The sequence below is a fragment of the Streptomyces sp. NPDC085944 genome (assembly GCF_040686295.1).
Taxonomy (GTDB): Bacteria; Actinomycetota; Actinomycetes; order Streptomycetales; family Streptomycetaceae; genus Streptomyces; species Streptomyces salinarius.
The window spans coordinates 39,145-63,431 of sequence record NZ_JBFBJX010000019.1 but is presented as its reverse complement, the minus strand read 5'-3'; the positions used below and the strand labels follow the sequence as shown (position 1 = coordinate 63,431).

Annotated in this window: 20 protein-coding genes, 1 tRNA gene and 1 riboswitch; of the genes, 4 read left to right on the top strand and 17 right to left on the bottom strand. The window is 71.5% G+C overall.

Annotated elements, in window-relative coordinates; translation table 11 throughout:
* Window positions 1–40: 40 nt before the first annotated feature.
* Window positions 41–271 carry a DUF4287 domain-containing protein gene (locus AB0P07_RS30290; RefSeq protein ID WP_365556166.1) on the top strand — a complete coding sequence of 77 codons (231 nt, stop codon included), beginning with the start codon at window positions 41–43 and terminating at the stop codon, window positions 269–271.
* A 77-nt stretch (window positions 272–348) separates the two neighbouring features.
* Here the strand turns inward: AB0P07_RS30290 and AB0P07_RS30285 are convergent, their stop codons facing one another.
* The 3 genes from AB0P07_RS30285 to AB0P07_RS30275 all read right to left on the bottom strand — a co-directional run bounded on the left by AB0P07_RS30285 (window position 349) and on the right by AB0P07_RS30275 (window position 2,872).
* The gene (locus AB0P07_RS30285) at window positions 349–1,272 is read right to left on the bottom strand and encodes a Bax inhibitor-1/YccA family protein (RefSeq protein WP_365556164.1); all 924 of its coding nucleotides are present in this window, start codon (window positions 1,270–1,272) and stop codon (window positions 349–351) included.
* A 168-nt stretch (window positions 1,273–1,440) separates the two neighbouring features.
* On the bottom strand, window positions 1,441–2,619 hold the full coding sequence (locus AB0P07_RS30280; protein ID WP_365556162.1) for a 4-hydroxybenzoate 3-monooxygenase: 1,179 nt from the start codon (window positions 2,617–2,619) through the stop codon (window positions 1,441–1,443).
* A 169-nt stretch (window positions 2,620–2,788) separates the two neighbouring features.
* Window positions 2,789–2,872: transfer RNA gene (locus tag AB0P07_RS30275), tRNA-Leu, on the bottom strand.
* Between the two features lie 445 nt (window positions 2,873–3,317).
* Here AB0P07_RS30275 and AB0P07_RS30270 point away from each other — a divergent pair.
* Window positions 3,318–4,088 carry an ABC transporter ATP-binding protein gene (locus AB0P07_RS30270; RefSeq protein ID WP_102927536.1) on the top strand — a complete coding sequence of 257 codons (771 nt, stop codon included), beginning with the start codon at window positions 3,318–3,320 and terminating at the stop codon, window positions 4,086–4,088.
* Between the two features lie 73 nt (window positions 4,089–4,161).
* Window positions 4,162–6,693 carry an FtsX-like permease family protein gene (locus tag AB0P07_RS30265; protein ID WP_365556160.1) on the top strand — a complete coding sequence of 844 codons (2,532 nt, stop codon included), beginning with the start codon at window positions 4,162–4,164 and terminating at the stop codon, window positions 6,691–6,693.
* Between the two features lie 78 nt (window positions 6,694–6,771).
* On the opposite strand, the gene AB0P07_RS30260 is transcribed toward AB0P07_RS30265, so the two are convergent.
* The 9 genes from AB0P07_RS30260 to AB0P07_RS30220 all read right to left on the bottom strand — a co-directional run bounded on the left by AB0P07_RS30260 (window position 6,772) and on the right by AB0P07_RS30220 (window position 16,730).
* The gene (locus AB0P07_RS30260; RefSeq protein ID WP_365556158.1) at window positions 6,772–8,088 is read right to left on the bottom strand and encodes a cyclopropane-fatty-acyl-phospholipid synthase family protein; all 1,317 of its coding nucleotides are present in this window, start codon (window positions 8,086–8,088) and stop codon (window positions 6,772–6,774) included.
* Window positions 8,089–8,340: 252 nt separating this feature from the next.
* Window positions 8,341–9,756: an NAD(P)/FAD-dependent oxidoreductase gene (locus AB0P07_RS30255; protein WP_365556156.1), complete on the bottom strand. Its 1,416-nt coding sequence runs from the start codon at window positions 9,754–9,756 to the stop codon at window positions 8,341–8,343.
* A 440-nt stretch (window positions 9,757–10,196) separates the two neighbouring features.
* Entirely contained in the window at window positions 10,197–11,162 is a 966-nt protein-coding gene (locus AB0P07_RS30250; protein WP_365556154.1) for a Ppx/GppA phosphatase family protein, read from the bottom strand.
* Window positions 11,159–11,716, bottom strand: a complete 558-nt coding sequence (locus tag AB0P07_RS30245; RefSeq protein WP_365556152.1) for a DUF501 domain-containing protein — start codon at window positions 11,714–11,716, stop codon at window positions 11,159–11,161. The genes AB0P07_RS30250 and AB0P07_RS30245 overlap by 4 nt, the downstream gene beginning before the upstream one ends.
* 111 nt (window positions 11,717–11,827) lie before the next feature.
* Window positions 11,828–12,310 carry a cell division protein DivIC gene (divIC, locus tag AB0P07_RS30240; RefSeq protein ID WP_365556150.1) on the bottom strand — a complete coding sequence of 161 codons (483 nt, stop codon included), beginning with the start codon at window positions 12,308–12,310 and terminating at the stop codon, window positions 11,828–11,830.
* A gap of 108 nt (window positions 12,311–12,418) precedes the next feature.
* Window positions 12,419–13,699 (bottom strand): phosphopyruvate hydratase, encoded by a 1,281-nt coding sequence (eno, locus tag AB0P07_RS30235; RefSeq protein ID WP_365556148.1) that lies wholly within the window; start codon window positions 13,697–13,699, stop codon window positions 12,419–12,421.
* A gap of 238 nt (window positions 13,700–13,937) precedes the next feature.
* A complete protein-coding gene (gene rpfA / locus AB0P07_RS30230) occupies window positions 13,938–14,666 on the bottom strand; it encodes a resuscitation-promoting factor protein RpfA (protein ID WP_365556146.1) in 729 nt (242 codons plus the stop codon).
* A gap of 3 nt (window positions 14,667–14,669) precedes the next feature.
* Window positions 14,670–14,836: riboswitch (cyclic di-AMP (ydaO/yuaA leader) on the bottom strand.
* Window positions 14,837–15,019: 183 nt separating this feature from the next.
* Complete coding sequence (locus tag AB0P07_RS30225) at window positions 15,020–16,063, bottom strand: transglycosylase family protein (RefSeq protein WP_365556144.1); 1,044 nt, start codon at window positions 16,061–16,063, stop codon at window positions 15,020–15,022.
* A gap of 124 nt (window positions 16,064–16,187) precedes the next feature.
* Window positions 16,188–16,730, bottom strand: coding sequence for a transposase (locus tag AB0P07_RS30220; RefSeq protein WP_365556142.1), 543 nt, complete (start codon window positions 16,728–16,730; stop codon window positions 16,188–16,190).
* A gap of 69 nt (window positions 16,731–16,799) precedes the next feature.
* On the opposite strand from AB0P07_RS30220, the gene AB0P07_RS30215 reads away from it, so the two are divergent.
* Complete coding sequence (locus AB0P07_RS30215) at window positions 16,800–18,038, top strand: cytochrome P450 (RefSeq protein ID WP_365556140.1); 1,239 nt, start codon at window positions 16,800–16,802, stop codon at window positions 18,036–18,038.
* Window positions 18,039–18,043: 5 nt separating this feature from the next.
* Here the strand turns inward: AB0P07_RS30215 and AB0P07_RS30210 are convergent, their stop codons facing one another.
* The 5 genes from AB0P07_RS30210 to AB0P07_RS30190 all read right to left on the bottom strand — a co-directional run bounded on the left by AB0P07_RS30210 (window position 18,044) and on the right by AB0P07_RS30190 (window position 24,272).
* Window positions 18,044–19,027, bottom strand: coding sequence for a nucleoside triphosphate pyrophosphohydrolase (locus AB0P07_RS30210; protein ID WP_365556138.1), 984 nt, complete (start codon window positions 19,025–19,027; stop codon window positions 18,044–18,046).
* 76 nt (window positions 19,028–19,103) lie between these two features.
* The gene (locus AB0P07_RS30205) at window positions 19,104–19,751 is read right to left on the bottom strand and encodes a SurA N-terminal domain-containing protein (protein WP_365556136.1); all 648 of its coding nucleotides are present in this window, start codon (window positions 19,749–19,751) and stop codon (window positions 19,104–19,106) included.
* A gap of 199 nt (window positions 19,752–19,950) precedes the next feature.
* Complete coding sequence (pkaE, locus tag AB0P07_RS30200) at window positions 19,951–21,441, bottom strand: serine/threonine protein kinase PkaE (protein ID WP_365556272.1); 1,491 nt, start codon at window positions 21,439–21,441, stop codon at window positions 19,951–19,953.
* Window positions 21,442–21,479: 38 nt separating this feature from the next.
* Window positions 21,480–22,076 carry a hypothetical protein gene (locus tag AB0P07_RS30195; RefSeq protein WP_365556134.1) on the bottom strand — a complete coding sequence of 199 codons (597 nt, stop codon included), beginning with the start codon at window positions 22,074–22,076 and terminating at the stop codon, window positions 21,480–21,482.
* 141 nt (window positions 22,077–22,217) lie between these two features.
* Window positions 22,218–24,272: an N-6 DNA methylase gene (locus AB0P07_RS30190; protein WP_365556132.1), complete on the bottom strand. Its 2,055-nt coding sequence runs from the start codon at window positions 24,270–24,272 to the stop codon at window positions 22,218–22,220.
* Between the last annotated feature and the right edge of the window lie 15 nt (window positions 24,273–24,287).

Here is a 24,287-nt window from a genome sequence, read left to right as displayed (position 1 = left end):
TGAAGGACCGGCCTACATCCCCTTTCGTCCGGAGGCGCCGATGTCCCAAGTCTTCTCCGAGGAGACCCATCGCAATCTGCTCGCCCGTATCCCCCAGTGCACCGGCCGTGAGATCTCCGACTGGCTGCGCGCCGTCGAGGACGGCCCCGCCCTCTTCCGCTTCGAGGAGAAGGTCAGCTGGCTCCGCCACGAACACGACCTCGCGTACGGCCACGCGAAGGCGATCGTCCACGAGTACGACCTGAGAAGGGCCGCGCGCAAGCTGCTGTGAGCGGGCGCCGACCCACGACGAAGGGCCCCGGGCACGAAGCCCGGGGCCCTTCACCTGCGTGGTGCTACTGGGCGCTGCTAGTCGTTGCTGTTCAGGATCGCGATGAGACGCAGGAACTCCAGGTAGATCCAGACCAGCGTCAGCGTGAGGCCGAAGGCGGCGAACCAGGCCTCCTCGCGCGGGGCGCCGTAGGCGAGCCCGTCCTCGACCTGCTTGAAGTCGAGGGCGAGGAAGCAGGCGCCGAGGATGACACCGATGACGCCGAAGACGACACCGAGCGCACCGCTGCGGAAGCCGAGGCCGTCACCGCCACCGAAGACGGCGAACAGCAGGTTCACCATCATCAGGAGGACGAAGCCGAGCGCGGCCGCCATCACGAAGCCGTAGAAGCGGCGGTTGACGCGGATCCAGCCCGCCTTGTAGGCGATCAGCACACCGGCGAAGACCGCCATCGTGCCGATCACGGCCTGCATGGCCGCGCCGTCCGCGATGCGGTTGTCGACGACGCTGGAGACGACGCCGAGGAAGACACCCTCGAACGCCGCGTAGGACAGGATCAGCGCCGGCGTGGGCTTGCGCTTGAAGGACTGGACGAGCGCCAGGACCATGCCGATCAGGGCGGCACCGATACCGATGCCGTACGAGCGGCCGATGTTGGCGTCGTCCACCGGCAGCAGCGCCCACGCGAGCGCGGCCGTCACCACGAGCACACCGAGCGTGCTCGCCGTACGGACGACGACGTCGTCCATCGTCATCCGGCCGGTGGTGGCGGGCGCCTGCGGCCCCGCGCCGAACTGCTGGTCCGGCTGGGCGTAAGGGTTCTGCGCGTACGGGTTGCCGGCGGGCGGCTGGGCGTACGGGGTGCCCTGGGCGCCCTGCGCGTACGGGTTGGCCTGCGTGGCGACGGCGGGTCCCCCGGCCTGCGGCGCGGCGTTGAAGCCCGCGTAGCCGTTGTCGCGGCTGAACCCCCGTCGCGAGAAGACCGGGTTTCTGCTCCTCATTTCACTCCTCCATGGCCACACGGCGCAGCCTTGGCTCAAGAGTAATAGAACGGCAAAGGAATGACCCTACTGCTTGAGGAGGATCTTTCCCTCGCCTTGCGGCTCAACACGCTACGCCGATCAGTGATTCCCCTCACGGCCGGGGTCGCGCGGGCCGCCGGGCGGCGCTCACCCGATCGGGAACCCGGTGTAGGCCTCGGCGAGGTCGGTCTCGGCGGCGCGGGAGGAGGTGATCCGGTCGAGGCGGGCCAGCTGGAGCCGGTCCTCGAAGGGGGTGGCGTCCGGGGCGGTGTGCAGCAGGGTCGTCATGTCGTACGAGAACCGCTCGGCCTGCCAGACGCGGCGCAGGCAGGTCGCGGAGTAGGCGTCGAGCAGGTCGTCGGAGCCGGTCGCGGCGCGGTGGGCCAGCGCACGCGCGAAGGTCACCACGTCGCCGACGGCGAGGTTGAGGCCCTTGGCGCCGGTGGGCGGCACGATGTGCGCGGCGTCGCCGGCCAGGAAGAGGCGGCCGTGCCGCATCGGTTCGTGGACGTAGGAGCGCATCGGCGTGACCGACTTCTGGGTGATGGGGCCCCGTCGCAGCGTCCAGTCGTCGTCGGTCTCGAAGCGGCGCTCCAGCTCGTCCCAGATCTGCTCGTCGCTCCAGCCGTCGGCGTCCGTGTCCACGGGGACCTGGAGGTAGAGGCGGGAGACGGACGGGGAGCGCATGGAGAGAAGGGCGAAGCCCCGGTCGTGGCGGGCGTAGACCAGCTCGTCGTGCGAGGGGGCGACGTCGGCGAGGACGCCGAGCCAGCCGAAGGGGTACGTCCGCTCGAAGGTGCGCCCGTCCGGCACGGCCGCCCGGGCCACTCCCCAGAAGCCGTCGCAACCGACGACGTAGTCGCACTCCAGCACGTCCTCGGCGCCCTCCGCGCCGCCGCGGCGGAAACGGACGCGCGGCCGGTCCGTCTCGGCGCCCTCCACGGCCAGCGCCTCGGTCTCGAACAGCAGCGGCCCGCCCTCCTCGAGCTGGAGGGCTATGAGGTCCTTGCAGACCTCGGTCTGGGCGTAGACCGTGACGGACCTGCCGCCGGTGAGCGCGGGAAAGTCCACGCGGTGGCGGCGCCGGTCGAACCGCAGCTCGATGCCGTCGTGGCGCAGCCCCTCGCGGTCCATCCGCTCCCCGGCCCCGGCCTCGCGCAGGACGTCCACCGTGCCCTGCTCCAGGATCCCGGCGCGCTGCCTGCGCTCGACGTAGGCGCGGTCGCGGCTCTCCAGGACGACCGAGTCGATCCCGGCGTTGTGCAGCAGCCGGGCGAGCAGCAGCCCGGCAGGGCCTGCCCCGATGATGCCGACGGTGGTGCGCATCGGTCGTTCCCTTCGATCGGCGTCGTTGCCTTGTCCCCGTTGTTCGCCTGGTGAAATTTCCTTCACCAGACAGGAATGAGTTTCCGGTCGACCGCATGCCGCTGTCAACGGTTTCAGGGGATACGAGAAGGGGGGTGACGCTCTGCGCACAGGGCCATGACGGCGGTTGTGCCCGGAGCCGGACTTGAACCGGCACGCCCTCGAAGGGGCAGCGAGGTTTAAGCTCGCCGTGTCTGCATTCCACCATCCGGGCAGGCCATGGGCTCCGCGTCGCGTGCCTTGAGCCTATCGGGACGCACCTCCCGGCCTCGGGCGGGCGAACCGATGTTGTCTTATTTTATTGGCGCCTGAGGGAGCATCAGATGCCGGGGCAGGCCGTCAGCACATGCCAACAGCCTTGCGTGCCGGACTCCGCCATGTATGCGGAATGACGGGAATTCACCGTCTCGACAAGGGCGCCCGCCCCGTTCTCGCTCGCCCCGCCGTCGGAGACGCCCGTCATCCGCAGGTATGACACGGGGCGGCGCCGTCCGACCGGAGTCGCCCCCGTAAACCGGAACAGCGGCTGACTCCACGGCGCCGCACTGCAAGGACGATGGATGACGTCCCCGAGCACACACCGTGCCGGCCGCAGACGTCGTGCGGTCCGCACGCGCCGTGCCGGCCCCGCACGCCGTACCGACAGGAGCGCCCTTCCCGTGACCACCGCACCCATCGCCGACCGGTCCACCGCCGTGGCCGCACGCGCCACGGAGCTTTCCAAGATCTACGGCCAGGGCGAGACCCAGGTGGTCGCCCTGGACCGGGTCTCCATCGACTTCCGGCAGGCCGAGCTCACCGCGATCATGGGCCCCTCCGGCTCCGGCAAGTCCACGCTGATGCACTGCGTCGCGGGCCTGGACACCTTCTCGTCCGGCTCGGTACGCATCGGCGAGACCGAGCTGGGCTCGCTCAAGGACAAGCAGCTCACCAAGTTGCGCCGGGACAAGATCGGCTTCATCTTCCAGGCGTTCAACCTGCTGCCGACGCTGACCGCGCTGGAGAACATCACCCTTCCGATGGACATCGCGGGCCGCAAGCCCGACAAGCAGTGGCTGGACTCGGTGATCCAGATGGTCGGGCTGTCCGGGCGCCTGGGGCACCGCCCCTCCCAGCTGTCCGGCGGACAGCAGCAGCGGGTCGCCGTGGCGCGGGCGCTGGCCTCCCGGCCGGAGATCATCTTCGGCGACGAGCCGACCGGCAACCTCGACTCCCGTTCCGGCGCCGAGGTCCTGGGCTTCCTGCGCAACTCGGTGCGGGAACTGGGCCAGACCGTGGTGATGGTGACCCACGACCCGGTGGCCGCCGCCTACGCGGACCGGGTGGTCTTCCTCGCGGACGGACGCATCGTCGACGAGCTGTACGGGCCGACGGCCGACTCGGTGCTCGACCGCATGAAGCGGTTCGACGCCAAGGGCCGCACCAGCTGACACGCCCCGCCGGCCCCCGTCCTCCCCGCCCCGCCCCGCCCCCGTCCCCCGTACGTCTGGACAGAGAAGACCCATGTTCCGTACCGCCTTGCGCAACGTCTTCGCGCACAAGGCCAGGTTGTTGATGACCGTGCTCGCCGTGATGCTCGGCGTGGCGTTCGTGTCGGGCACCCTGGTCTTCGCCGACACCCTCTCGAACGCCTTCCGCAACCAGTCGGCGAAGAGCTACCAGGACGTCGCCGTCGCCGTCACCTCGTACGCCGACTCGGACAACTCCGAGGAGGAGTACGGCCTCTCCGACGCGGTCCTGGACCGGATCTCCGCCGTGGACGGCGTCGCCGGGGTGTACGGCCGCGTCGAGGGCTTCGCCGGGGTCGCCGACCCCGACGGGAAGCTCATCGGCGTCGGCTGGTCCAACAAGGGCTCCAACTTCGCGCCCGGCAAGGACGGCAAGGACGCCGCATACACGTTCACCGACGGCTCCGGCCCGGTGCAGGACGACCAGATCGCCCTGGACGAGGACTCCGCCGCCAAGGGCGAGTACGAGGTCGGCGACCGGGTGCGCGTCGCGACCAACGGCCCGGTGAAGGAGTACACCCTCAGCGGTGTCTTCACCACCGAGGACGGCGCCGTCAACGCGGGCGGCAGCCTCGTCCTCTTCGACACCGCCGTCGCGCAGAAGCAGTACCTCCGGCCCGGCTACTTCGAGAGCGCCACCGTCGCCGCCGCCCCCGGCGCCGACGACGCGCGGATCCTGAAGGCCGTCGAGCCGCTGCTGCCGGAGACCGCCGAGGCCCAGACCGGCCAGGCGCTCGCGGACGAGCAGGCCGACCAGATCGAACAGGGCCTGGGCAACCTCAAGCAGGTCCTGCTCGGCTTCGCCGGCATCGCGCTGTTCGTCGGCATCTTCCTGATCTCCAACACCTTCACGATGCTGGTCGCCCAGCGCACCAAGGAGATCGCCCTGATGCGCGCCGTCGGCGCGTCCCGCAGGCAGATCACCCGCTCGGTGCTCGCCGAGGCCGCGCTGGTGGGCCTGGTGGCCTCGGCCGTCGGCTTCGCCCTCGGCGTCGGTCTGGCCGTCGGACTGCGTTCCGGCATGTCCGCGTTCGACATGAAGATGCCGGCCGGTCCGCTGGTCCTGTCCGCCGCGCCGGTGGTCGCGGCGTTCGCGGTGGGCGTGCTGATCACGGTGTTCGCCGCCTGGCTGCCCGGCCGCCGGGCCGCGAAGATCCCGCCGGTGGCGGCCATGAACAGCGTCCACGCGGTGGCCACCACCAAGTCGCTGGTGGTGCGCAACTCCATCGGCGCGGCCGTCACCGCCCTCGGTGCGGTGGGGATCGTGGCGGGTGCCTCGGCCGGCGGCGACGACGGCCGGATGTACATCGGCGCGGGCGCGTTCTTCGCGCTGATCGGCGTGATCGTCCTGATCCCGCTGCTGTCCCGGCCCGTGATCGCACTGGTCCGTCCGCTGCTCGTGGGTCCCTTCGGGGTGGCGGGCAAGCTGGCCGGGCAGAACGCGGTCCGCAACCCGCGCCGCACCGGCGCCACCGCCTCGGCGCTGGCGATCGGACTGACGCTGGTGACCGGACTGTCGGTGCTCGGCGTCACGGTCGGCACCGCCATCGACAAGATGACCACGGACAACATCAAGGCCGACTACATGGTCTCGATGGCCAACGGAGGCGACCTCGACCGGACCGCGCTGACGGCGCTGGAGAAGGCCGACGGCGTGTCCGCGGTCTCGCCCCAGCAGGACGCCTACTTCCGGGTCGACGGCGACTACGTGTCGGCCTCCGCCGTCACCCCGGGCGACATCGAGAAGGTCCTGTCCGTCGACGTCGTCAGCGGCAGCGCGGGCTCGCTCGCCCAGGGCCGGATCGCGGTCGCCCAGAAGACGGCCGAGAGCAGGGGCTGGAAGACCGGCGACACCGTCCCCGTCACCTTCGACGACGACCGGAAGGTCACGCTGACGGTCGGCGCCGTCTACAAGGACAGCGAGTTCCTCTCCCCCGTCCTCGTCGACCGCGAGGTCGTGGACCGCCACGAGGCGAAGCCGTCCATCCGGCAGATCTTCGTCAAGCTCGACGGCGGCCAGTCCGCGGCGAACGAGAAGGTCCTCGTCGACGCGCTGGGCGACAACCCGGCGATCACCGTGATGGACCGGCAGGACATCCGCGACGAGTTCGGCGGCGCCATCAACACCCTGCTGAACGTCATGTACGGGCTGCTGGCGATGGCCCTGATCATCGCGGTCCTCGGCGTCGTCAACACCCTCGCGATGTCCGTCTTCGAACGGCAGCAGGAGATCGGCATGCTGCGCGCGATCGGTCTGGACCGTCGCCGGGTGAAGCGGATGGTGCGGCTGGAGGCCGTCGTCATCTCGGTGTTCGGCGCGGTGGTCGGCATCGGTCTCGGCACCTTCCTCGGCTGGGCGATCGGTGAGACCGTCGCCGACGAGATCCCGGGGTACGCGCTGGTGCTGCCCTGGGACCGGATCGGGATCTTCGTCGTGCTGGCCGGTCTGGTGGGCGTCCTGGCCGCCATGTGGCCGGCCCGCAACGCCGCCCGGCTGAACATGCTGAACGCGATCAAGGCCGAGTGACCTCGCCACGAGGGGACATACCGAAGGGCCGGGCCGCCGCATGGGCCCGGCCCTTCGGGGTCGTGGGTCGCGCGCGGATCAGGCCCGGTCGGGCGCGCCCCACACACGGGTCCGCAACGGCATCCCGGAGGCGCCCGAGTCGGGCGTCCTCACGGCGAGGACCTGGTTGACGCCGATGCGGTTGCGCTCGAAGGCGAGCGCGGAGGCGGCCATGTACAGCTGCCAGACCCGGGCGCGTCCGGGGCTGACCAGCCGGGTTGCCGTCGCCCAGTCGGACTCCAGGTTGGCGACCCAGCGGCGCAGGGTGAGCGCGTAGTGCTCGCGGATCGACTCCACGTCGCGGACCTCGAACCCGGCGCGCTCCAGCTGCGTGACGGTGGTGCCGATCGGGGCCAGCTCCCCGTCGGGGAAGACGTAGGCGTCGATGAACTCGTCGACGCTGTAGGCGGACTCGTCCCGCTGGGGGCGGCGGGCGATCTGGTGGTTGAGCAGCCGTCCCCCGGGCTTGAGCAGCCTGTGCAGGTCGGTGGCGTACTCCAGGTAGCGCTCGGCGCCCACGTGTTCGGCCATGCCGATGGAGGAGATGGCGTCGTAGGGCCCGTCCGCGACGTCCCGGTAGTCCTGGACGCGGATCTCCACCCGGTCGGTGAGCCCCTCGTCGGCGACGCGCTTGCGGGCGTATGCGGCCTGTTCCTGGGACAGGGTCACGCCGACGACGCTCACCCCGTGCTCGCGGGCCGCGTGGATCGCCATCGAGCCCCAGCCGCAGCCGATGTCGAGGAGGCGCTGACCGGGCTTCAGGTCCAGCTTGCGGCTGACCAGTTCGAGCTTGTCGCGCTGGGCGTCCTCGAGAGTGCCGCCCTCGGCCGGCGGAGCGGGCCAGTAGGCGCAGGAGTACACCATGGAGGGGCCGAGGACGAGTTCGTAGAAGTCGTTGCCGACGTCGTAGTGGTGGCTGATGGCCCGCTTGTCGGTGCGCTTGGTGTGCAGGTGGCCGCGGGTCCGGCGGACCTCCTCCGGCGGCGGCGCGGGCGGCAGCGGCGGCCCGGCGAGCTTCACCAGGCCCCGTACGGCGGCCCGGACCTCGGGGTCGCGCAGCGCCTCGACCAGGCCGCGGGCGTCCTCGCCCCGCTCCCAGATCAGGCCGGCCATCAGCCCGAGCGCGGTGTAGAGGTCGCCCTCGATGTCGAGGTCGCCGGCCACCCAGGCGCGGGCCAGGCCCAGTTCACCGGGTTTGAACAGCAGGCGGCGCAGTGCCCTGCGGTTGCGGACGACGAGGGTCGGTGCGCCCGGCGGACCCGCGTGCGAACCGTCCCAGGCGCGGATGCGCACCGGGAGTGGTGCGCCCAGCAACTGTTCGAAGAGGTTCTGCAGCCGCAGCGCGGCGTCAGCCATGGCGTACCTCCAAGACGAGCTATCCCGGAATGTCCAACACCACGTAAACACCTGCGGGCCCTCCGTACAGTCCCCGGCACGCGTTACGACTCGGCAAAATAGCTGTACACACCAACGGACTCGTCGCCCGGGCGGCGCGGCGCCAGCGCGAAGGGGCCGTCCGCACCACGGATGGCGGACGGCCCCTTCGAGGGACTGCTACTGGCTACTACCGACTTGTGCTGCCACGCGTACTGCCGACAGCGACGGGGGTCAGGAGGCCTTGGCCTCGGTCTTCTCCGCCGTCTTCTCGGCCGGCTTCGCGTCGGCCGCCTTCGCAGCGGCGGGCTTCGGGGCCGGCTTGGCGGCCTCGTAGAACTCCTCGCGCGGCGTCTCCATCGCACCGAGGGAGACGACCTCGCGCTTGAGGAACATGCCGAGCGTCCAGTCCGCGAAGACGCGGATCTTGCGGTTGAAGGTCGGCATCGCCATGCCGTGGTAGCCGCGGTGCATGTACCAGGCGAGACGGCCCTTGAGCTTGATCTTCATCTTGCCCATGACGATCATCGCGACGCCCTTGTGCAGGCCGAGGCCCGCCACCGCGCCCTTGTTGGCGTGGCTGTACTCCTTCTGCGGGAAGCCCCGCATGCCGGAGATCACGTTGTCGCCGAGGACCTTGGCCTGGCGCAGCGCGTGCTGGGCGTTGGGCGGGCACCAGGCGTTCTCGTTGCCCGCCTTGCGGCCGACGAGGTCCGGCACCTGGGCGTTGTCGCCCGCGGCCCAGATGTAGTCGGTGCCCTGGACCTGGAGGGTGGCCTGGGTGTCGACGTGACCGCGGGGACCGAGCGGCAGGCCGAAGCGGGCCAGCGCCGGGTTGGGCTTGACGCCGGCCGTCCACACGATGGTGTTGGAGTCGACCTCCAGCCCGTTCTTCAGCACCACGTGGCCGTCGACGCAGGAGTCCATGGAGGTGGACAGGTAGACCTCGACGCCGCGGCCCTCGAGGTGCTCCTTGCCGTACTGGCCGAGCTTGGGGCCGACCTCGGGGAGGATCTTGTCGGCGGCGTCCACGAGGATGAAGCGCATGTCCTCGCGGGAGACGTTGTTGTAGTACTTGGCCGCGTCGCGGGCCATGTCCTCGACCTCACCGATGGTCTCCGCGCCGGCGAAGCCGCCGCCGACGAAGACGAAGGTGAGCGCCTTGCGGCGGATCTCCTCGTCGGTGGTGGAGTCGGCCTTGTCGAGCTGCTCCAGGACGTGGTTGCGCAGGCCGATGGACTCCTCGATGCCCTTCATGCCGATGCCCTGCTCGGCGAGGCCGGGGATCGGGAAGGTGCGGGAGACCGCGCCCATCGCGATGACCAGGTAGTCGAAGGGCAGCTCGTACGCCTCGCCGACCAGCGGCGCGACGGTGGCGACCTTGCGGTCCTGGTCGATGGTGGTGACCCGGCCGGTGAGGACCTCCGCCTTCGGAAGCACGCGCCGCAGGGGGACGACGACGTGCCGCGGGGAGATGCTGCCGGCGGCGGCTTCGGGGAGGAAGGGCTGGTAGGTCATGTACGACCGCGGGTCGACGACGGTGACGGTCGCCTCGCCGTAACGCATCTTCTTCTGGATGCGTCGAGCTGCGTACAGGCCTACGTACCCACCGCCTACTACGAGGATCCTGGGACGCTCCGTGGTGCTCATGGCATCGAGTATCCACCCGGTCGAGGGGGGTGGTTCGTGCGCCCCTTCACAAGGTTCGGTGGAGGCTGTGCTACCATTCGCCGCCGACGTGACGGAGATCATGGCGGGCGAAGGAACCAGCGTGTAGGGCATCCCGTTGTCAATGCCGCGTGAGCTGCGCCTCCGCACCGACGAGACGGTGGATCACCCTCGCGCGAGGGTTCCGCGAGACCCCCTCACGACACCGTCCTGAACACGTTCAAAGGGCAGTTGAAACCCCAAAAGGGTCGACGAGCGCGCTTTCGTCGTCCGACGGGGCCCAATTCCTTGTGAAGAACTTCACGAACTTTGCCGACGGGATGTCACCGACGGGCCCCGAAGGGCCCCCGGCGCCCGCTCAATCGTCGTCGGTCCTGCTCAGAACCCCACCGCACGACCGCTCCGGCGCTGCGGCGAACCCCCTACGCGAGCGACCACGCGATGCCGTCGAGGATGTCGTGCTCGCTCACGACGACCTCCTCCGCACCGGCCCGCTCCATGATCGCCAGGAGCACCAGGGCCCCGGCCGCGATCACGTCGACCCGGCCCGGGTGCATGGAGGGGACCGCCGCGCGCTCGGCGTGCGTGGAGCGCAGCAGCCGGTCGGTGATCTCCCGGACCCGGTCGCGGGAGACGCGGGAGTGGTGGATGGCGGCCGAGTCGTACTCCGGCAGCCCCTGCGCGATCGCGGACACCGTCGTCACCGACCCGGCCAGACCCACCAGCGTGCGCGCCTCGCGCAGCGGCACCGCCTGCTCGGCGAGGTCCAGGGCGGCCTCGACGTCGGCCCGTATGGCGGCGACCTGCGTCTCGGTGGGCGGGTCGGTCACCGCGCCGTCGCGCACCAGGTGCCGCTCGGTCAGCCGGACGCAGCCGACGTCCACGGAGCGGGCGGCGCGCGCGTGGTCGTCGCCGACGACGAACTCGGTGGAGCCGCCGCCGATGTCGACGACCAGGTAGGGCCGGTCGAGGTCGGCGCGGCCGGTCAGCTCCTTCGTCGCGCCGGTGAAGGAGAACTCGGCCTCCTGGTCCCCCGAGATGACCTCCGGCTCCACGCCCAGGATGTCCAGCACCCCGCGCACGAAGTCGTCCCGGTTCTCCGCGTCGCGGGAGGCGGAGGTGGCCACGAAGCGCAGCCGTTCGGCGCCGTGCGCCTTGATGACCTCGGCGTACTCCCGGCAGGCGGCGAAGGTCCGCTCCAGCGCCTCGGGCGCCAGCCGTCCGGTGCGGTCGACGCCCTGTCCGAGCCGCACGATGGTCATGCGGCGGTCCAGGTCGATCAGCTCGCCCGTGGCCCCCGCGCCGGAGGCGCTGTCGGACACAGTGGCGTCGGCGACGAGCAGGCGGATGGAGTTCGTACCGCAGTCGATGGCGGCGACCCGGGTCACTGGGCGTCCTCCCCTTCGGTCCGCTCGGTCCCCTCGGTTGCGGAGACCGTCACGCACGGGCCCTTGCGCCACCACTCGGGCAGCATCGCGACCGCCTCGTCGCCCAGCGGGTTGACGCCGGGACCGGCCGCCAGCGAGTGGGCGACCAGGACGTGCAGGCACTTCACGCGGTCCGGCATGCCGCCCGCGCTCGGGAAGCCGGTCAGCTCCTCGATCTCGTCGCGGCGCCGGATGTAGTCCTCGTGCGCGGCACGGTAGGCGGCCGCCAGCTCCGGGTCGGTGGCCAGGCGCTCGGTCATCTCCTTCATCACGCCGTTCGCCTCCAGCGTGCCGATGGCGGAGGCCGCCTTCGGGCACGTCAGGTAGTACAGCGTGGGGAAGGGCGTGCCGTCGGGCAGCCGCGGCGCCGTCTCCACGACGTCCGGCTGTCCGCACGGGCAGCGGTGCGCGATGGCGCGCAGGCCGCGCGGGGGCCGTCCGAGCTGCTGCTTGAAGGCCGCCACGTCCGCGTCGGTCGGCTCGGTGCGCGGGGTGGTCGGCGGGGGAGTCTGCATGACTGTCTTCTGCTGGTCTTCCTGTTGAGTCGCGGCCGGAGCGGCCGGAGCGGCCGGCGTGGTCTGCGTGGCTGCGTGGTCGGCGATGCGGGCGTGGTCGGCGTGGTCGGTTCACTGCCGGCGGGCGGCGGCGTCGGCCTTGTCGACCCCGTCCCACACGTTGCGGTACCAGGGGCGGTCGGCGGCGCCTGCTTGGGCACGGGTCTGCTCGGCCGCGTCCGGGTCCACGACGACGAACCCCGTCTCCCCCGGCATCACGTAGTGCAGCCGCAGCCGGATCTGCTGCTCGGCGTAGGCGTCGTCCTGCCAGCGCGCCCTGAGGTCGCGCAGGTCCTCGACCCGCTGCCGGGTCTCCCGCTGCTCCTGCTCGAGGTCGGCGATCTCGGCCCGCTGGGCGACGTACTGCCGGATCGGGTAGGCGAGGGCCACGACGAGCGAGCAGAGCACCATCGCGAGCAGCGCGGCCCGGCCGGTCAGCCGGGAGCGCCGGGCCTGGCGCTTGGTCTGCGAGCGGTAGACCCGGGCCGCGGTCTGCTCCCCGATGATCCGGATCCTGGTCGCGGTGGAGAAACGGTCCCGGTCCTTCACGGCCATCTGGTCTCCGCCTCCCGTGCACGCGCGTACGTCCCCGCACACGGTACGGGACCGGATACGGGGACGTACGTACGACGCTGCCTCTTACGGGGCCTTACCGGGTGGCGCTCAGCCCTTGAACCGCGGGAACGCGCTGCGGCCGGCGTACACCGCGGCGTCGTCGAGGATCTCCTCGATGCGCAGCAGCTGGTTGTACTTGGCGACGCGCTCGGAGCGGGCCGGGGCGCCGGTCTTGATCTGGCCGCAGTTGGTGGCGACGGCCAGGTCGGCGATGGTGACGTCCTCGGTCTCGCCGGAGCGGTGGGACATCATGCACTTGAAGCCGTTGCGCTGGGCCAGCTCGACGGCGTCCAGGGTCTCGGTCAGCGAACCGATCTGGTTGACCTTGACCAGCAGGGCGTTGGCCGAGTTCTCCTCGATGCCGCGGGCCAGGCGCTCCGGGTTGGTGACGAACAGGTCGTCGCCGACGAGCTGGACCTTGTCGCCGAGCTTGGCGGTGATGGTCTTCCAGCCGTCCCAGTCGTCCTCGAACAGCGGGTCCTCGATGGAGACCAGCGGGTACGCCTCGACCAGCTCGGCGTAGTACTCGGTCATCTCGGCGGCCGTGCGGGTCTTGCCCTCGAAGGCGTAGGAGCCGTCCTTGTAGAACTCGGACGCGGCGACGTCGAGCGCGAGGGCGATCTGCTCGCCGGGGGTGTAGCCGGCCTCCTTGATCGCCTCGAGGATGAGGTCGAGGGCCTCGCGGTTGGAGCCGAGGTTCGGGGCGAAGCCGCCCTCGTCGCCGAGGCCGGTGGCCAGGCCCTTGTTCTTCAGGACCTTCTTGAGGGTGTGGTAGACCTCGGCGCCCCAGCGCAGGGCCTCGGAGAAGGACTCCGCGCCGATCGGAGCGATCATGAACTCCTGGATGTCCACGTTGGAGTCGGCGTGCGAGCCGCCGTTCAGGATGTTCATCATCGGCACCGGCAGCAGGTGCGCGTTCGGACCGCCCAGGTAGCGGAAGAGCGGCAGGTCGCTGGCCTCGGAGGCGGCGTGGGCGACGGCGAGGGAGACGCCGAGGATGGCGTTGGCGCCGAGCGAGCCCTTGTTGTCGGTGGCGTCCAGGTCGAACATGGCCTGGTCGATCAGGCGCTGCTCGGTGGCGTCGTAGCCGACCAGCTCCGGGCCGATCTGCTCGATGACGGCCAGGACGGCCTTCTCGACACCCTTGCCGAGGTAACGGCCCGGGTCGCCGTCACGCAGTTCGATGGCCTCGAAGGCACCGGTGGAGGCGCCGGACGGAACGGCGGCACGCCCCGTGCTGCCGTCGTCGAGGCCGACCTCGACCTCGACCGTGGGGTTGCCTCGGGAGTCCAGGATTTCCCGGGCTACGACGACGTCGATGGACGGCACGAGCATCTCCTTCTTCAATGTGACGCTTCGGTGTGACGCGCGGGCCCCGCGGGACCGCGGCGGCTCTGCGGGACCGAGCCTAACCGGCTCCGGGCGATCGGCCAGCCGATCGCCCACCCGCTGGACAGAACCGAGAGTAAATTGTTTCCGAACGAAACAAAGGCGGAATGTGAAAATCCCGCCCCGGTGCGTACGGGGGAACACGCACCGGGGCGGGAGTCGCGGGGGCCGCCGCTCCTTACTTCAGGTGCAGCTGCTGGCCCGGGTAGATCAGGTCGGCGTCGTCGACGATGTCGTCGTTCAGCTTGAACAGCTTCTGCCAGCCACCCTTGACGTCGTGGTCCGCGGCGATCGAGCTGAGGGTGTCGCCCTTGACGACCTTGTACTCGCCGTCGCCCTTCTCGACCTTCTTGCCGGTCGGGGTGGTGACGGTCTTCTTGGCGGGCTTCTCGGCCTTCGGCTCGGCGGCCGGACGCTCGGAGGAGCGGGAGGCCTTCTGCTCGGTGGAGCGCTCGGCGGTGGAGCCGCCGCTCTGGCTCTGCGAGCTCTCGGAGCTGCCGGAGCCGCTGTCCTGCGAACCGCCGCCGGTGTACGCGGCGCCCGACAGGCCGGTGCCGCAGACCGGCCAGGCACCCTTGCCCTGGCCCGCGAGGACCTTCTCGGCGATCTCGATCTGCTGGGCCTTGCTCGCCCGGTCGGCGGTGGAGGCGTACTGCGTACCGCCGTAGGCGGCCCAGGTGGAGGCGGAGAACTGCAGACCGCCGTAGTAACCGTTGCCGGTGTTGATGGACCAGTTGCCGCCGGACTCGCACTGGGCGACGGCGTCCCACTCGGACGCGGTGGCGGCGGAGGCGTTGCCGGCCGCCATCAGCGGGGCGGCGACGGCGGCACCGGTCACGCCGGCGACGGCGATGACACGGGTGGCCTTGGACGGACGACGGTGCTTGCCCTTGCCGGAAAACAGCATGGTTGATCCCCTCACCGACGCCTGCGAGGTGAGCTGTCGGGTTCGGGCCGGTTGAGTTGCCCGGCCGGGTTCCTCACGGAACTCGGCTTCACCCCTAGCCGCTCCGGCTCAACTGCCCGGTGCGGCACTTACCTTGGGTCCCCCGCTCCTGCCTGCGGCGCTTGACGCGACGACTGTTCCCGTACGGCCGCTGGCAGGATTCGGCGTTGCGGCTGTCGGGGCCCGCGGTGGCGAGCGGTCATGACCGTAGACACGTGCTCCGCGGATTTTCAAAGACGATCACGGCTTCTGAGACCTATCTCTCACGAGATCCAAAAGGGACATACGGTCTCTAACCGTGACGCGAACTCCCCCTACTTTTCGCCCGATTCGCCCGTGACCGTGAGCGTCTGACCGGGGAGGATGTGGTCCGGGTCGGCGCCGACGACGGTCTCGTTCTCGGCGTAGAGCGCACGCCACCCGCCGTCGAGGTCAAGGGAGTCGGCGATGGCCCAGAGGTTGTCGCCGGAGCGGACGGTGTACGAGCCGTCCTCGACCTCTCGCGGTCCACCGTCGCGCGAGGCGTGCCGTCCCGCCGCCTCGCCCCCGCGAGCCTCGTCCGCGGCGGCCTCGTCCGCGCTGTCGCCACGGTGCCGGCCGGAGCCGGACGAGCCCTCGGCGCCCTGCCGTTCGGCCACGACGCCGGAGTCGGATTCGGTGGATGTGTCCGACTTGATGGAGGAACCCTCGTCACTTGACGAGCCCTCGGAGGAGGTGTCGGACGACGGGGAAGAAGAGGGCGAAGGGGACGAAGAGGGCGCCCCGGACGTCGATTCGGTAGCCCCGCCCGCGTCGGCCGAGTCGGCCCTTCCGGACGACCGCGAGGACTCGGACGACCTGGACGACTCGGGCGACTGCGACGACTCGGGCGCTTCGGTGGTCGTGGGAGCGGCCGACGACTCGGAACCGTCCGTCTTCCCCGAGGCGTCCGAACCCTCCGACACCCCGTCACCGGACGCGTCCGAGCCGCTCGTGGCGCCCGAGTCGTCGCCGAGGCCGGCGAGGAGGCCGCAGGTCGGCCAGGCGGCGATGCCCTGGTCCGCGTGCATCTTCTCGGCGATCCGTATCTGCTGGGAGCGGCTGGCCTGGTCGGCACTGGGCGCGTAGTCGAGGCCGCCGTACCGCTCCCAGGCGTCCTGGGACAGCTGCAGGCCGCCGTAGTACCCGTTGCCGCTGTTCTGGCTCCAGGCACCGCCGGTCTCGCACTCGGCCACCTGGTCCCAGGTCCCCGAGCCGGCCGCGTGGGCCCCGGTGGCGCCGAGCAGCGGGATCGCGATGGCGGAGCCGGTCACTCCGGCGGCGACGACCAGGGCGGGAGCCTGGCGGGGGCGACGGTGACGACCGTTCCCGGAGAGCATGCGACGACCTTTCACGAGACGACGGGGACCACGCGGCGGATGACGCTCGACACCACGTTGATCCGTGAACGTATAGGGAGATCATCACTAGTCACAAGTTCATGCCGCGCAGATCACGTGAAGATCACAGAGTTGAGCGCGTGTCACGTTTGAACGACTCGGACGCGATGGTCCCCGTGACTTCGAATGGCGGCGCTTGCGGTTCGCACCGCACCGGCGTGGCCACCCCGCGCCGGTTCAGCTCTTCCATGAGTACAGGCCAGAAGCCTGTTCTGAACCAGGAGTTCTGCCGTTCTTCGGCGAGCTGCCACGGCCCGTACCCCTCGGGGAACTCGTCCCGGAGACAGCCTGTACGCAGCCGGTGCAGAGCACCGTTCAACTGCGTACGGGTGTCGACGGTTCCGCGAGCGAACTGGCGGCGCGCGAAGCAGGAGACCATGAGTTCTTCGACAACTGGCCATTCCGACTCCGCCACGGTGACGGGAACCGGTGTGCCGGTGCGCTCATGCCACTCCGTCACCTTGCACTTGACCCCGGAACGCCTCCTCACCGCTCCGAGCGGCTTCACCTCGATGTCCAAGAGATCGATCAGCAGTCTCATCCCGGCTGTTTCTGCCTGGTGTGGAGACTGCGCAGACAAACTGAGAAATCTCTCCTTGTCGTCCATGTCCTGACGAGTCGGTTCTCCTCTGTCGGCCCGGGAACTGGGAGCATCCGCTCCCGTTACGGTCGTACCGTGAATGTTCCGAGCGCCGCCCCCGAACTCTTCACCTGGGAGTTCGCCACCGACCCCTATCCGGCTTACGCCTGGCTGCGTGAGCACTCCCCCGTCCACTGGACGAAACTGCCCAGCGGAGTCGAGGCATGGCTGGTGACCCGATACGGCGACGCGCGTGAGGCTCTCGCCGACGGTCGACTGTCCAAGAACCCCGAGCATCACGCCGAGGACGCCGGCGGGAAGAGCAAGACCGGGATTCCCGGTGAGCGCAGCGCCAACCTCATGACCCATCTGCTCAACATCGACCCCCCGGACCACACGCGTCTGCGCCGCCTCGTCTCCAAGGCCTTCACTCCACGACGCATCGCGGAATTTGCCCCTCGGGTACAGCAGTTGGCGGACGGCCTCATCGACGATTTCGCCTCCCGGGGCGAGGCGGACCTCATCCACGACTTCGCCTTCCCTCTGCCCATCTACGCGATCTGCGACCTGTTGGGTGTCCCTCGGGAGGATCAGAACGATCTCCGGGACTGGGCAGGCATGATGATCCGCCACGGCGGAGGACAGCGCGGTGGCGTGGCCCGCTCCGTCAAGAGGATTCGCGCCTACCTCGCCGAACTGATCCACCGGAAGCGCGACGACCTCGGTGAGGACTTGATCTCGGGTCTGATCCGGGCCTCCGACCACGGCGAGCACCTCACCGAGAACGAGGCCGCGGCGATGTGCTTCGTCCTTTTGTTCGCCGGTTTCGAGACCACCATCAACCTCATCGGTAATGGCGTGTACACGCTCATGCAGCACCCTCGGGAGCGGGCTCGCTTGCAGGAAGCCATTCAGCGGGGCGATACGGCGTTGTTGGACAGCGGCGTCGAAGAACTGCTCCGCTACGACGGCCCCGTGGAACTGGCCACCTGGCGCTTCGCCACGGAGCCACTCGTCATCGGGCGACAACGCGTCGCCCAGGGTGACCCAGTACTCGTCGTGCTCGCTGCCGCAAACCGTGACCCGGCACGCTTCGCCGGACCGGACGCCCTCGACCTGAACCGCCGCGACAACCAGCACCTGGGGTACGGACACGGCATCCACTACTGTCTTGGCGCGCCTCTCGCCCGTCTGGAAGGCCGCACGGCTCTGGAGACCCTGCTACGGCGTCTCCCGGATCTCGAGCTGGCGGCCGACCCCGGCGACCTGCGCTGGCGGGGCGGGCTCATCATGCGCGGGCTCCGTGACCTCCCGGTACGGTTCACCGCTGTCTGACCGGCTCAGACTCCACCCTCGACCGCCCTGATGGCGTCCCGGTAGGTGCGGGCCGCCGCTCTCAGGGCCGCCTCCGGGTCGGTGCCCTCGGTCTCGGCGCGGGCGGCGAGGGCGAGCAGTTCGTAGCCGATGCCCTCGCCGGAGGGCAGGGGGACGTCGAGGCCGGCGGTGCGGACGCGGGAGTGGAGCTTGGCGGCGAGGGCGAGGCCGGGCTGGCCGAGGGGGACGCCTTCGGTGACCGAGGTGCGCTGCTTCTCGGCGGCCTTGGTGCGCAGCCAGTGCTCCCGGACCTCCTCGGGGGTGTCGGCCGTCTCGTCGCCGAAGACGTGCGGGTGGCGGTGGACGAGTTTGTCGACGATGGTGCCGGCCACGTCGTCGACGGAGAACGGGGCGTCCGGGTCCTCCTCCGCGATGCGGGCGTGGAAGACGACCTGGAGGAGCACGTCGCCCAGCTCCTCGCGCAGTTCGTCGCGGTCGCCGTCCTCGATGGCCTCGACGAGTTCGTACGCCTCCTCGATGGCGTACTTGGCCAGGCCCTTGTGGGTGCGCTGCGAGGACCACGGGCATTCCAGGCGGATGCGGTCCATGACCTGGACGAGGTCGAGCAGGCGGGCGCCCGGGAGGTCGTAGGAGGCGGGGAGCAGCTCGAGCTCGGGCATCCGGATGCGCCCGGAGCCGGCGAGGCGGGCGAGTCCGTCGGTGAGCGCGGGGTCGCCCTCGCCGGTGGCGACGACCACGGCGGTGCGGCCGCCGGCGCAGGCGTCCACCAGTTCCTCGGCGGTGGGGGCCGCCTCGTCCACCCGTATGCCGGCCTCGCGCAGGTAGGGCAGCTGCGGGTGGGCGCCGTCGGCGCACAGGACGCGGTCGGCGGTGCGCAGGGCCTGCCAGGCGGGCCAGGACAGCAGGCCGGGGGCGACGCGGTGGCTGGTGGTGAGCAGGACGATGCGGCCCTGGTCGGGGACGGTCGGGTCGGCGGTCTTCGCGTTCACTCTCCGAACCTAACGCACGCCGCCGACGGCCCCCCGAGTTGTCCACAGGGGGGCCGTATCCACGCTGCTCAGGCGGTTACGCGGGCTGCTGGTCCCCGGCCGCCGCGATCTCCCGCACCCACGGGGTCCGGGTGTCGACGCGGCTGCTCTTCTGGACGTCCCAGGTGCCGTAGCGCGGGTTGAGGTCGACGTCGAGCTTCTTCGAGGCGGCGGACAGGGCCTGCCAGAACTCGGGCCTGCTGGTGTCGGTGCCGAGGCTCTGGGCGAGCTTCTGGGCCTCGATCTGAACGGAGAGGTTGTCGTCGAGGCGGTCGGGGGCGACGCCGTACTGCTGGAGCCAGACCGTCTCCAGCTGCTCGGGGCCGCCGGCCTGCCCCTCCAGCTCGCCGCGCATGTCCTGCACCTCCTTGCGGCTGACGGTCACACCGGCGTCCTGGGCGGCGCGGTGCAGGACCCGGTCGAGGACCATGCCGTGCAGGGTGTCGCGGGTGAGGGTGCCGGTGCGGGCGACCACCTGCTGGTACTGGGTGTCGTCCGGGACGGCGGCGCGCTGTGCCTCGCGTACCTCGTCGACGCGGTTCTCCAGCTGGGCGACGGTGATCCGCTGGTCGCCGACGACGGCCGCGGCGCCCGGGTGCGCGTCGTTGCCGCAGGCGGCGAGCAGGGGTGCCGCGGCGGCGATCGCGGCGGTGAGGAGGAGCGCGGAGCGACGGCGGCGGTGCAAGGGAACCTCCCGTTGGAGATTGCAAGGGACAGGTGCGGCCCGAACCGCCTCCACCAGGGGTGGTGGTCGGGCGACGGGCGGGCGCACAAAGTCTTGCGATGATCGATGTTAGGCAGTGGCCCGGCTCTGGCCAACCCATTGGACCAACGATTCATCGGCACTTCGGGCACCGCCTCGCGCCCGCCGCCGTCGGGGGTCGTCAGCCGTGCATCCGGCCGAGCCACTGGAGCGTGCGCCGGACGTCGGCGGCGAGCGGGTGGCCGGGGCCGTGGACGCGCTCCACGTCGTGCAGCAGCCGGGCCAGCGTGTCGTGGGCGGCGGCGCGGTCGCCGAGGGCGAGCAGGAGGTGGCCGATGCGGCGGCGCACGTCGTGGGCGAGGTCGGGGTCGCCGGCGACGTACTGGTTCTCGTAGTACGGCAGCAGGGCGCGGTACTCGGCGAGGGCGGCGGCCGGTTCACCGAGCTGTTCCAGGCACTGGGCGGCGTCGTAGCGGTGGCGCAGGGACTGCGGATCGGCCTGGCCGGCCTCGGCGGCGCGTTCGTCGGCGAGGCGGCGCAGTTCGGGCAGGGCGCGCCGGTACTGGCCGTCGTTCATGAGGGTCGCGGCGTACTGCTTGCGCAGGGTGCGTACGACCGGGGAGTGTTCGCCGTGCTGGTCGGCGGCGGCGGGCAGGATGGCGCCGAGGACGTCGACGGCCTGAGTGATGCGGCCCTCGCCGAGGAGGCGCTTGACGTCGTCGACGGCGCGGGCGACGTCCGGCTTCCCGGCGTCGGCGGCGGGCGTCACCGGGGCGGGTCGGGGCGCGGGGGTGCGGGCGCGGTCGGGCCAGGGGGCGTGCGGGCGCACGAAGGGGCGGGTGGGGTCCAGGGGGCCGCCGGTGGGTACGCCGCGTGCGGGCAGCATCGGCGCCAGGTGCTCGTAGACCTCCTGGGCGGAGGCGGGGCGGTGCTGCGGGTCCTTGGCGAGCAGGTGCAGGACCAGGGTTTCGAGCGTGTCGGGGACCTCGGGGCGGATGCGGCGCACGGGCAGCGGCGGCTCGTACAGGTGCCGGTGCAGCACGCCGAGTGCCGTCGATCCCGCGAACGGGACCTCGCCGCTGAGCAGTTCGTGCAGCAGCACGCCGAGCGCGTACAGGTCGGTGTACGGGCCGACGGCGCCGCCCATGGCCTGCTCGGGCGCCATGTAGGCGGGCGAGCCGACGGGGGTGCCGGTGTGGGTGAGGCGGGTGGTGTCGGCGTCCATGACGGAGGCGACGCCGAGATCGAGGACGGTGACGGCGCCGTCCTGTCCGACCATCACATTGCGCGGCTTGAGGTCGCGGTGGACGATCGGCACGGCGTGCACGGCGCTCAGGACGGCGCACAGCTGCGCGGCGACCGCGACGGCCCACTGCCACGGGTAGGGCTCGTGCTCGGCGAGGTGGTCGGAGAGGTCGGCGCCGTCGACGTACTGCATGACGAGGAACAGCTCCTCGCCCTCGCTGCCCGCGTCGTGCACCGTGACCAGGCCGGGGTGATCGACCTGTGCGGTGATGCGGCACTCGCGCACGAAGCGGCGGCGCAGTTCGTCGGCCTCCTGCCCGGCCACCTTGTCGGGGCGCAGCAGCTTCACCGCCACGCGCCGGTCCAGGCGCCGGTCGTAGGCCGTCCAGACCTGTCCCATGCCGCCCTGGCCGATGAGCGTGGACAGCTCGTACCGGCCGGCGACGACGCGTCCTGCCCTCACGGTCACCGTCCGCCCCGGGGGCCGGCGTCGTGGCCGTCGTGGCCGCCGCCGTCGTGGCTGCGCAGGTAGTCGCTGAGCTCGTCGAGTTCGGCGCGGACCTGGTCGATGCGGGCGGCGGCGGGGTGGGGCTGCGGCGGGGCCTGGTAGGGCGGGACCGGCGTCTGCACGGGGGCGGGGGCGTAGGGGTACGGAGGCTGCGGATGTCCGTGGCCGGGTGTCGGCGGCAGCGGCACCGGAGGCAGGTGGGCGGGGTGGGGCGGCCGCCGGTGGTGGCTGATGTCCGCGTACAGGAAGTACCCGGCGCAGGCGCAGGCGTTGAGCAGCAGGATGATCATGCCGGTGGTGCCGGCCGGGGTGCTGAAGTCGTCGGTGTCGTCGGTGGCCAGGAAGCAGAAGCTGACCACCAGGAGGGCGACCGACGCCGCGAAGGCCCACCAGTCGCGCGGCTGCCGGGTCACGATGGCCGCGTACAGGGTCGAGATCCAGGCGAGGAACCCGATGCTCAGCAGGGGCAGGGCCACGAAGAAGACGCGCAGCAGGACCAGCACCGCGGTGGCGGGGCGGCGCGGCGGCGGTGGCGCATAGCCGTGGCCGTGCATGACTTCTCCCGAAGACCTGAAGAGACGGACGCGCACCGGCCGTCGACCGGTGCGGAGTCGAGCGTATAGGCCGGCACGGACAAGCGGCCCCGGGTTGTACCGAACCGTTGTCGTCCCGGTCACCCGGCCCGTGCGGACCGCTCAGTCGGGGGCGACCGTGCCGTCCGTGAGCCCGTCGTACATGCCGCGCACCAGCTGCTCCCCCAGGCGGCCCGCGAGCCGCAGCGCGCGCTCGAACTCGTCGAGGGCGCGGAAGCGGTCGCCGTAGCCGCGCTGGGCGTCGAGGGGGAGGCGGGGCAGTTGGAGGCGCCGCACGTCGAGGCGGGTGGCGGTGGAGGCGTAGCTGCTGGCCTGCCGGTGGTTGGCGGTGCCGCGCAGGAACCCGGCGAGGAACCAGGGGTCGAGGGCGGCGGGGTCGGGGCGCAGGAGCACGAGGTTGCGTCCCAGGGCGGCGCCGGCGGTGGCGTCGTCGACCACGCGCGCGACCGTGCCGCCGCCGAGGACGGGGACGACGACGTCTCCGGGCTGCGTCAGCACGGGCTCCTCGTCGCTCTCCGGAAGGGTGCCCGTGGGGCCGGTGCCGGTGAGGACGTCGTGGTCGGTGAGCACGGGCACGCGCGCGTGGCCGCCGTGGGTGCCGGTGCGCAGGGTCAGGGCCCCGCCCCGGGCGAGTTCGCCGACGGTGGTGAGGGGCCGGCGGGGCGCGGCGCGTCCGGTGGCGGGGGCGGCGGGGGCGGGGGTGAGCCGCGCGGTCAGCCGCAGGGTCTCGCCCAGGCGCTCGCGTACGTCCGTGAGCCGTCCGGTGTCGCCGGCGGCGGTGGGGGGCGGCAGGTGGCGGGCGGGGGCGAGGTCGACGTCGTCGTCGAGGAGTTCGATGACGGGCAGGCAGCGGGCCAGGCCCGGCCGGTCGTCGAGCCGGCCGGTGCGGTCGAAGTCGCCCCAGGCTTCGAGCACGGCGTCCCGCACGGACCGCCAGTCCGGTCCGCCCCGCCCCTCCCCGGCGAACTGCCCGGCGTCGGCGAGCAGTACCTCGGGCTGCGCGGGAGCCTTCTCGGGCCGGCGCAGCACCCACAGGTGCAGGGGGAGGTTGTACGGGGGTGCCGCGCCGACCGGCAGGGCGATCACGGCGCGCAGGGCGCCCCGGCGCAGCAGGTCGGCGCGGACCCGGCGGCCGGAGCGGCGGGAGGCCGCGGCGGGCGGCATGAGGACGACGACGGTGCCGCCGTCCCGGACGCGGGCCAGGGCGTGCTGCACCCAGGCCAGTTCGGACTCGGTGCGGGCCGGGAAGCCGTACTCCCAGCGGGGGTCGTAGGCGAGTTCGTCGTGACCCCAGTTGCGCTCGTTGAACGGCGGGTGGCACAGGGCGGCGTCGGCGCGCAGGGCGGGGAGGGCGTCGGCGCGCAGGCTGTCGCCGGCGGCGATGCGCACGGTGGCGTCCGTGCTCAGGGCGAGCCGGAGCGCGGTGAGGGCGGTGAGTGCGGGATCGTCGTCCTGGCCGTAGAGCTCCTGTCCGGAGCGGGGGGTGGCGGCGACGGCGCGGAGCAGGGTCCCGGTGCCGCAGGCGGGGTCGAGGACCGTGCGGGCGGGGCCGGCGAGTCCGGCCATCAGCTCGGCGAGGGGGCCCGGGGTGAGCGTGTACTGCCGCGGGTTGGCGTCGAGGTGCCGGCCGAGCAGGAACTCGTATGCCTTGCGGGCGCCCGGCCCGGCGGCGAGTTCGGCGGCGCCGCGCAGGAGGGGCACGGAGGGGAGCAGGCGGGGGCCGATCGGCGTGGTGACGGTGCGCTCGGACGCCGGGCCGAAGCGGGCGTCGAGCACCTGGTCGAGGGCGGCGGGCAGCATGGCGGCGAGGCGTTCGTCGGAGCCGGCGCTCGCGTCCAGCCACAGGGTCGGGCGGTCGTGGATCAGCAGGAGGCCGCAGCCGGTGTGCACGAGGGCGGTGACCGGTCCCTCGGGGTGGCCGGCGAGTTGCTGCCAGACGCGTTCGCGCGGGGGCACCTCGGCGAGTTTGCCCTGGGCGCGCAGCCATGCCTCGACGTCGGCGAGAGAGAAGGACGGGCTGGTCTCGGTGCCGCCGACGGGTTTGGGGAAGTCGGCGTGCCGGCGGCGCCAGTTGCTGACGGCGGCGCGGCCGACGCCGGCGAGCCGCGCGATACCGGCGGCGGTCACCTCGGTTCCGTCTGTCGCCTTGTCCTGCACGCTCGGGCCCCCTCG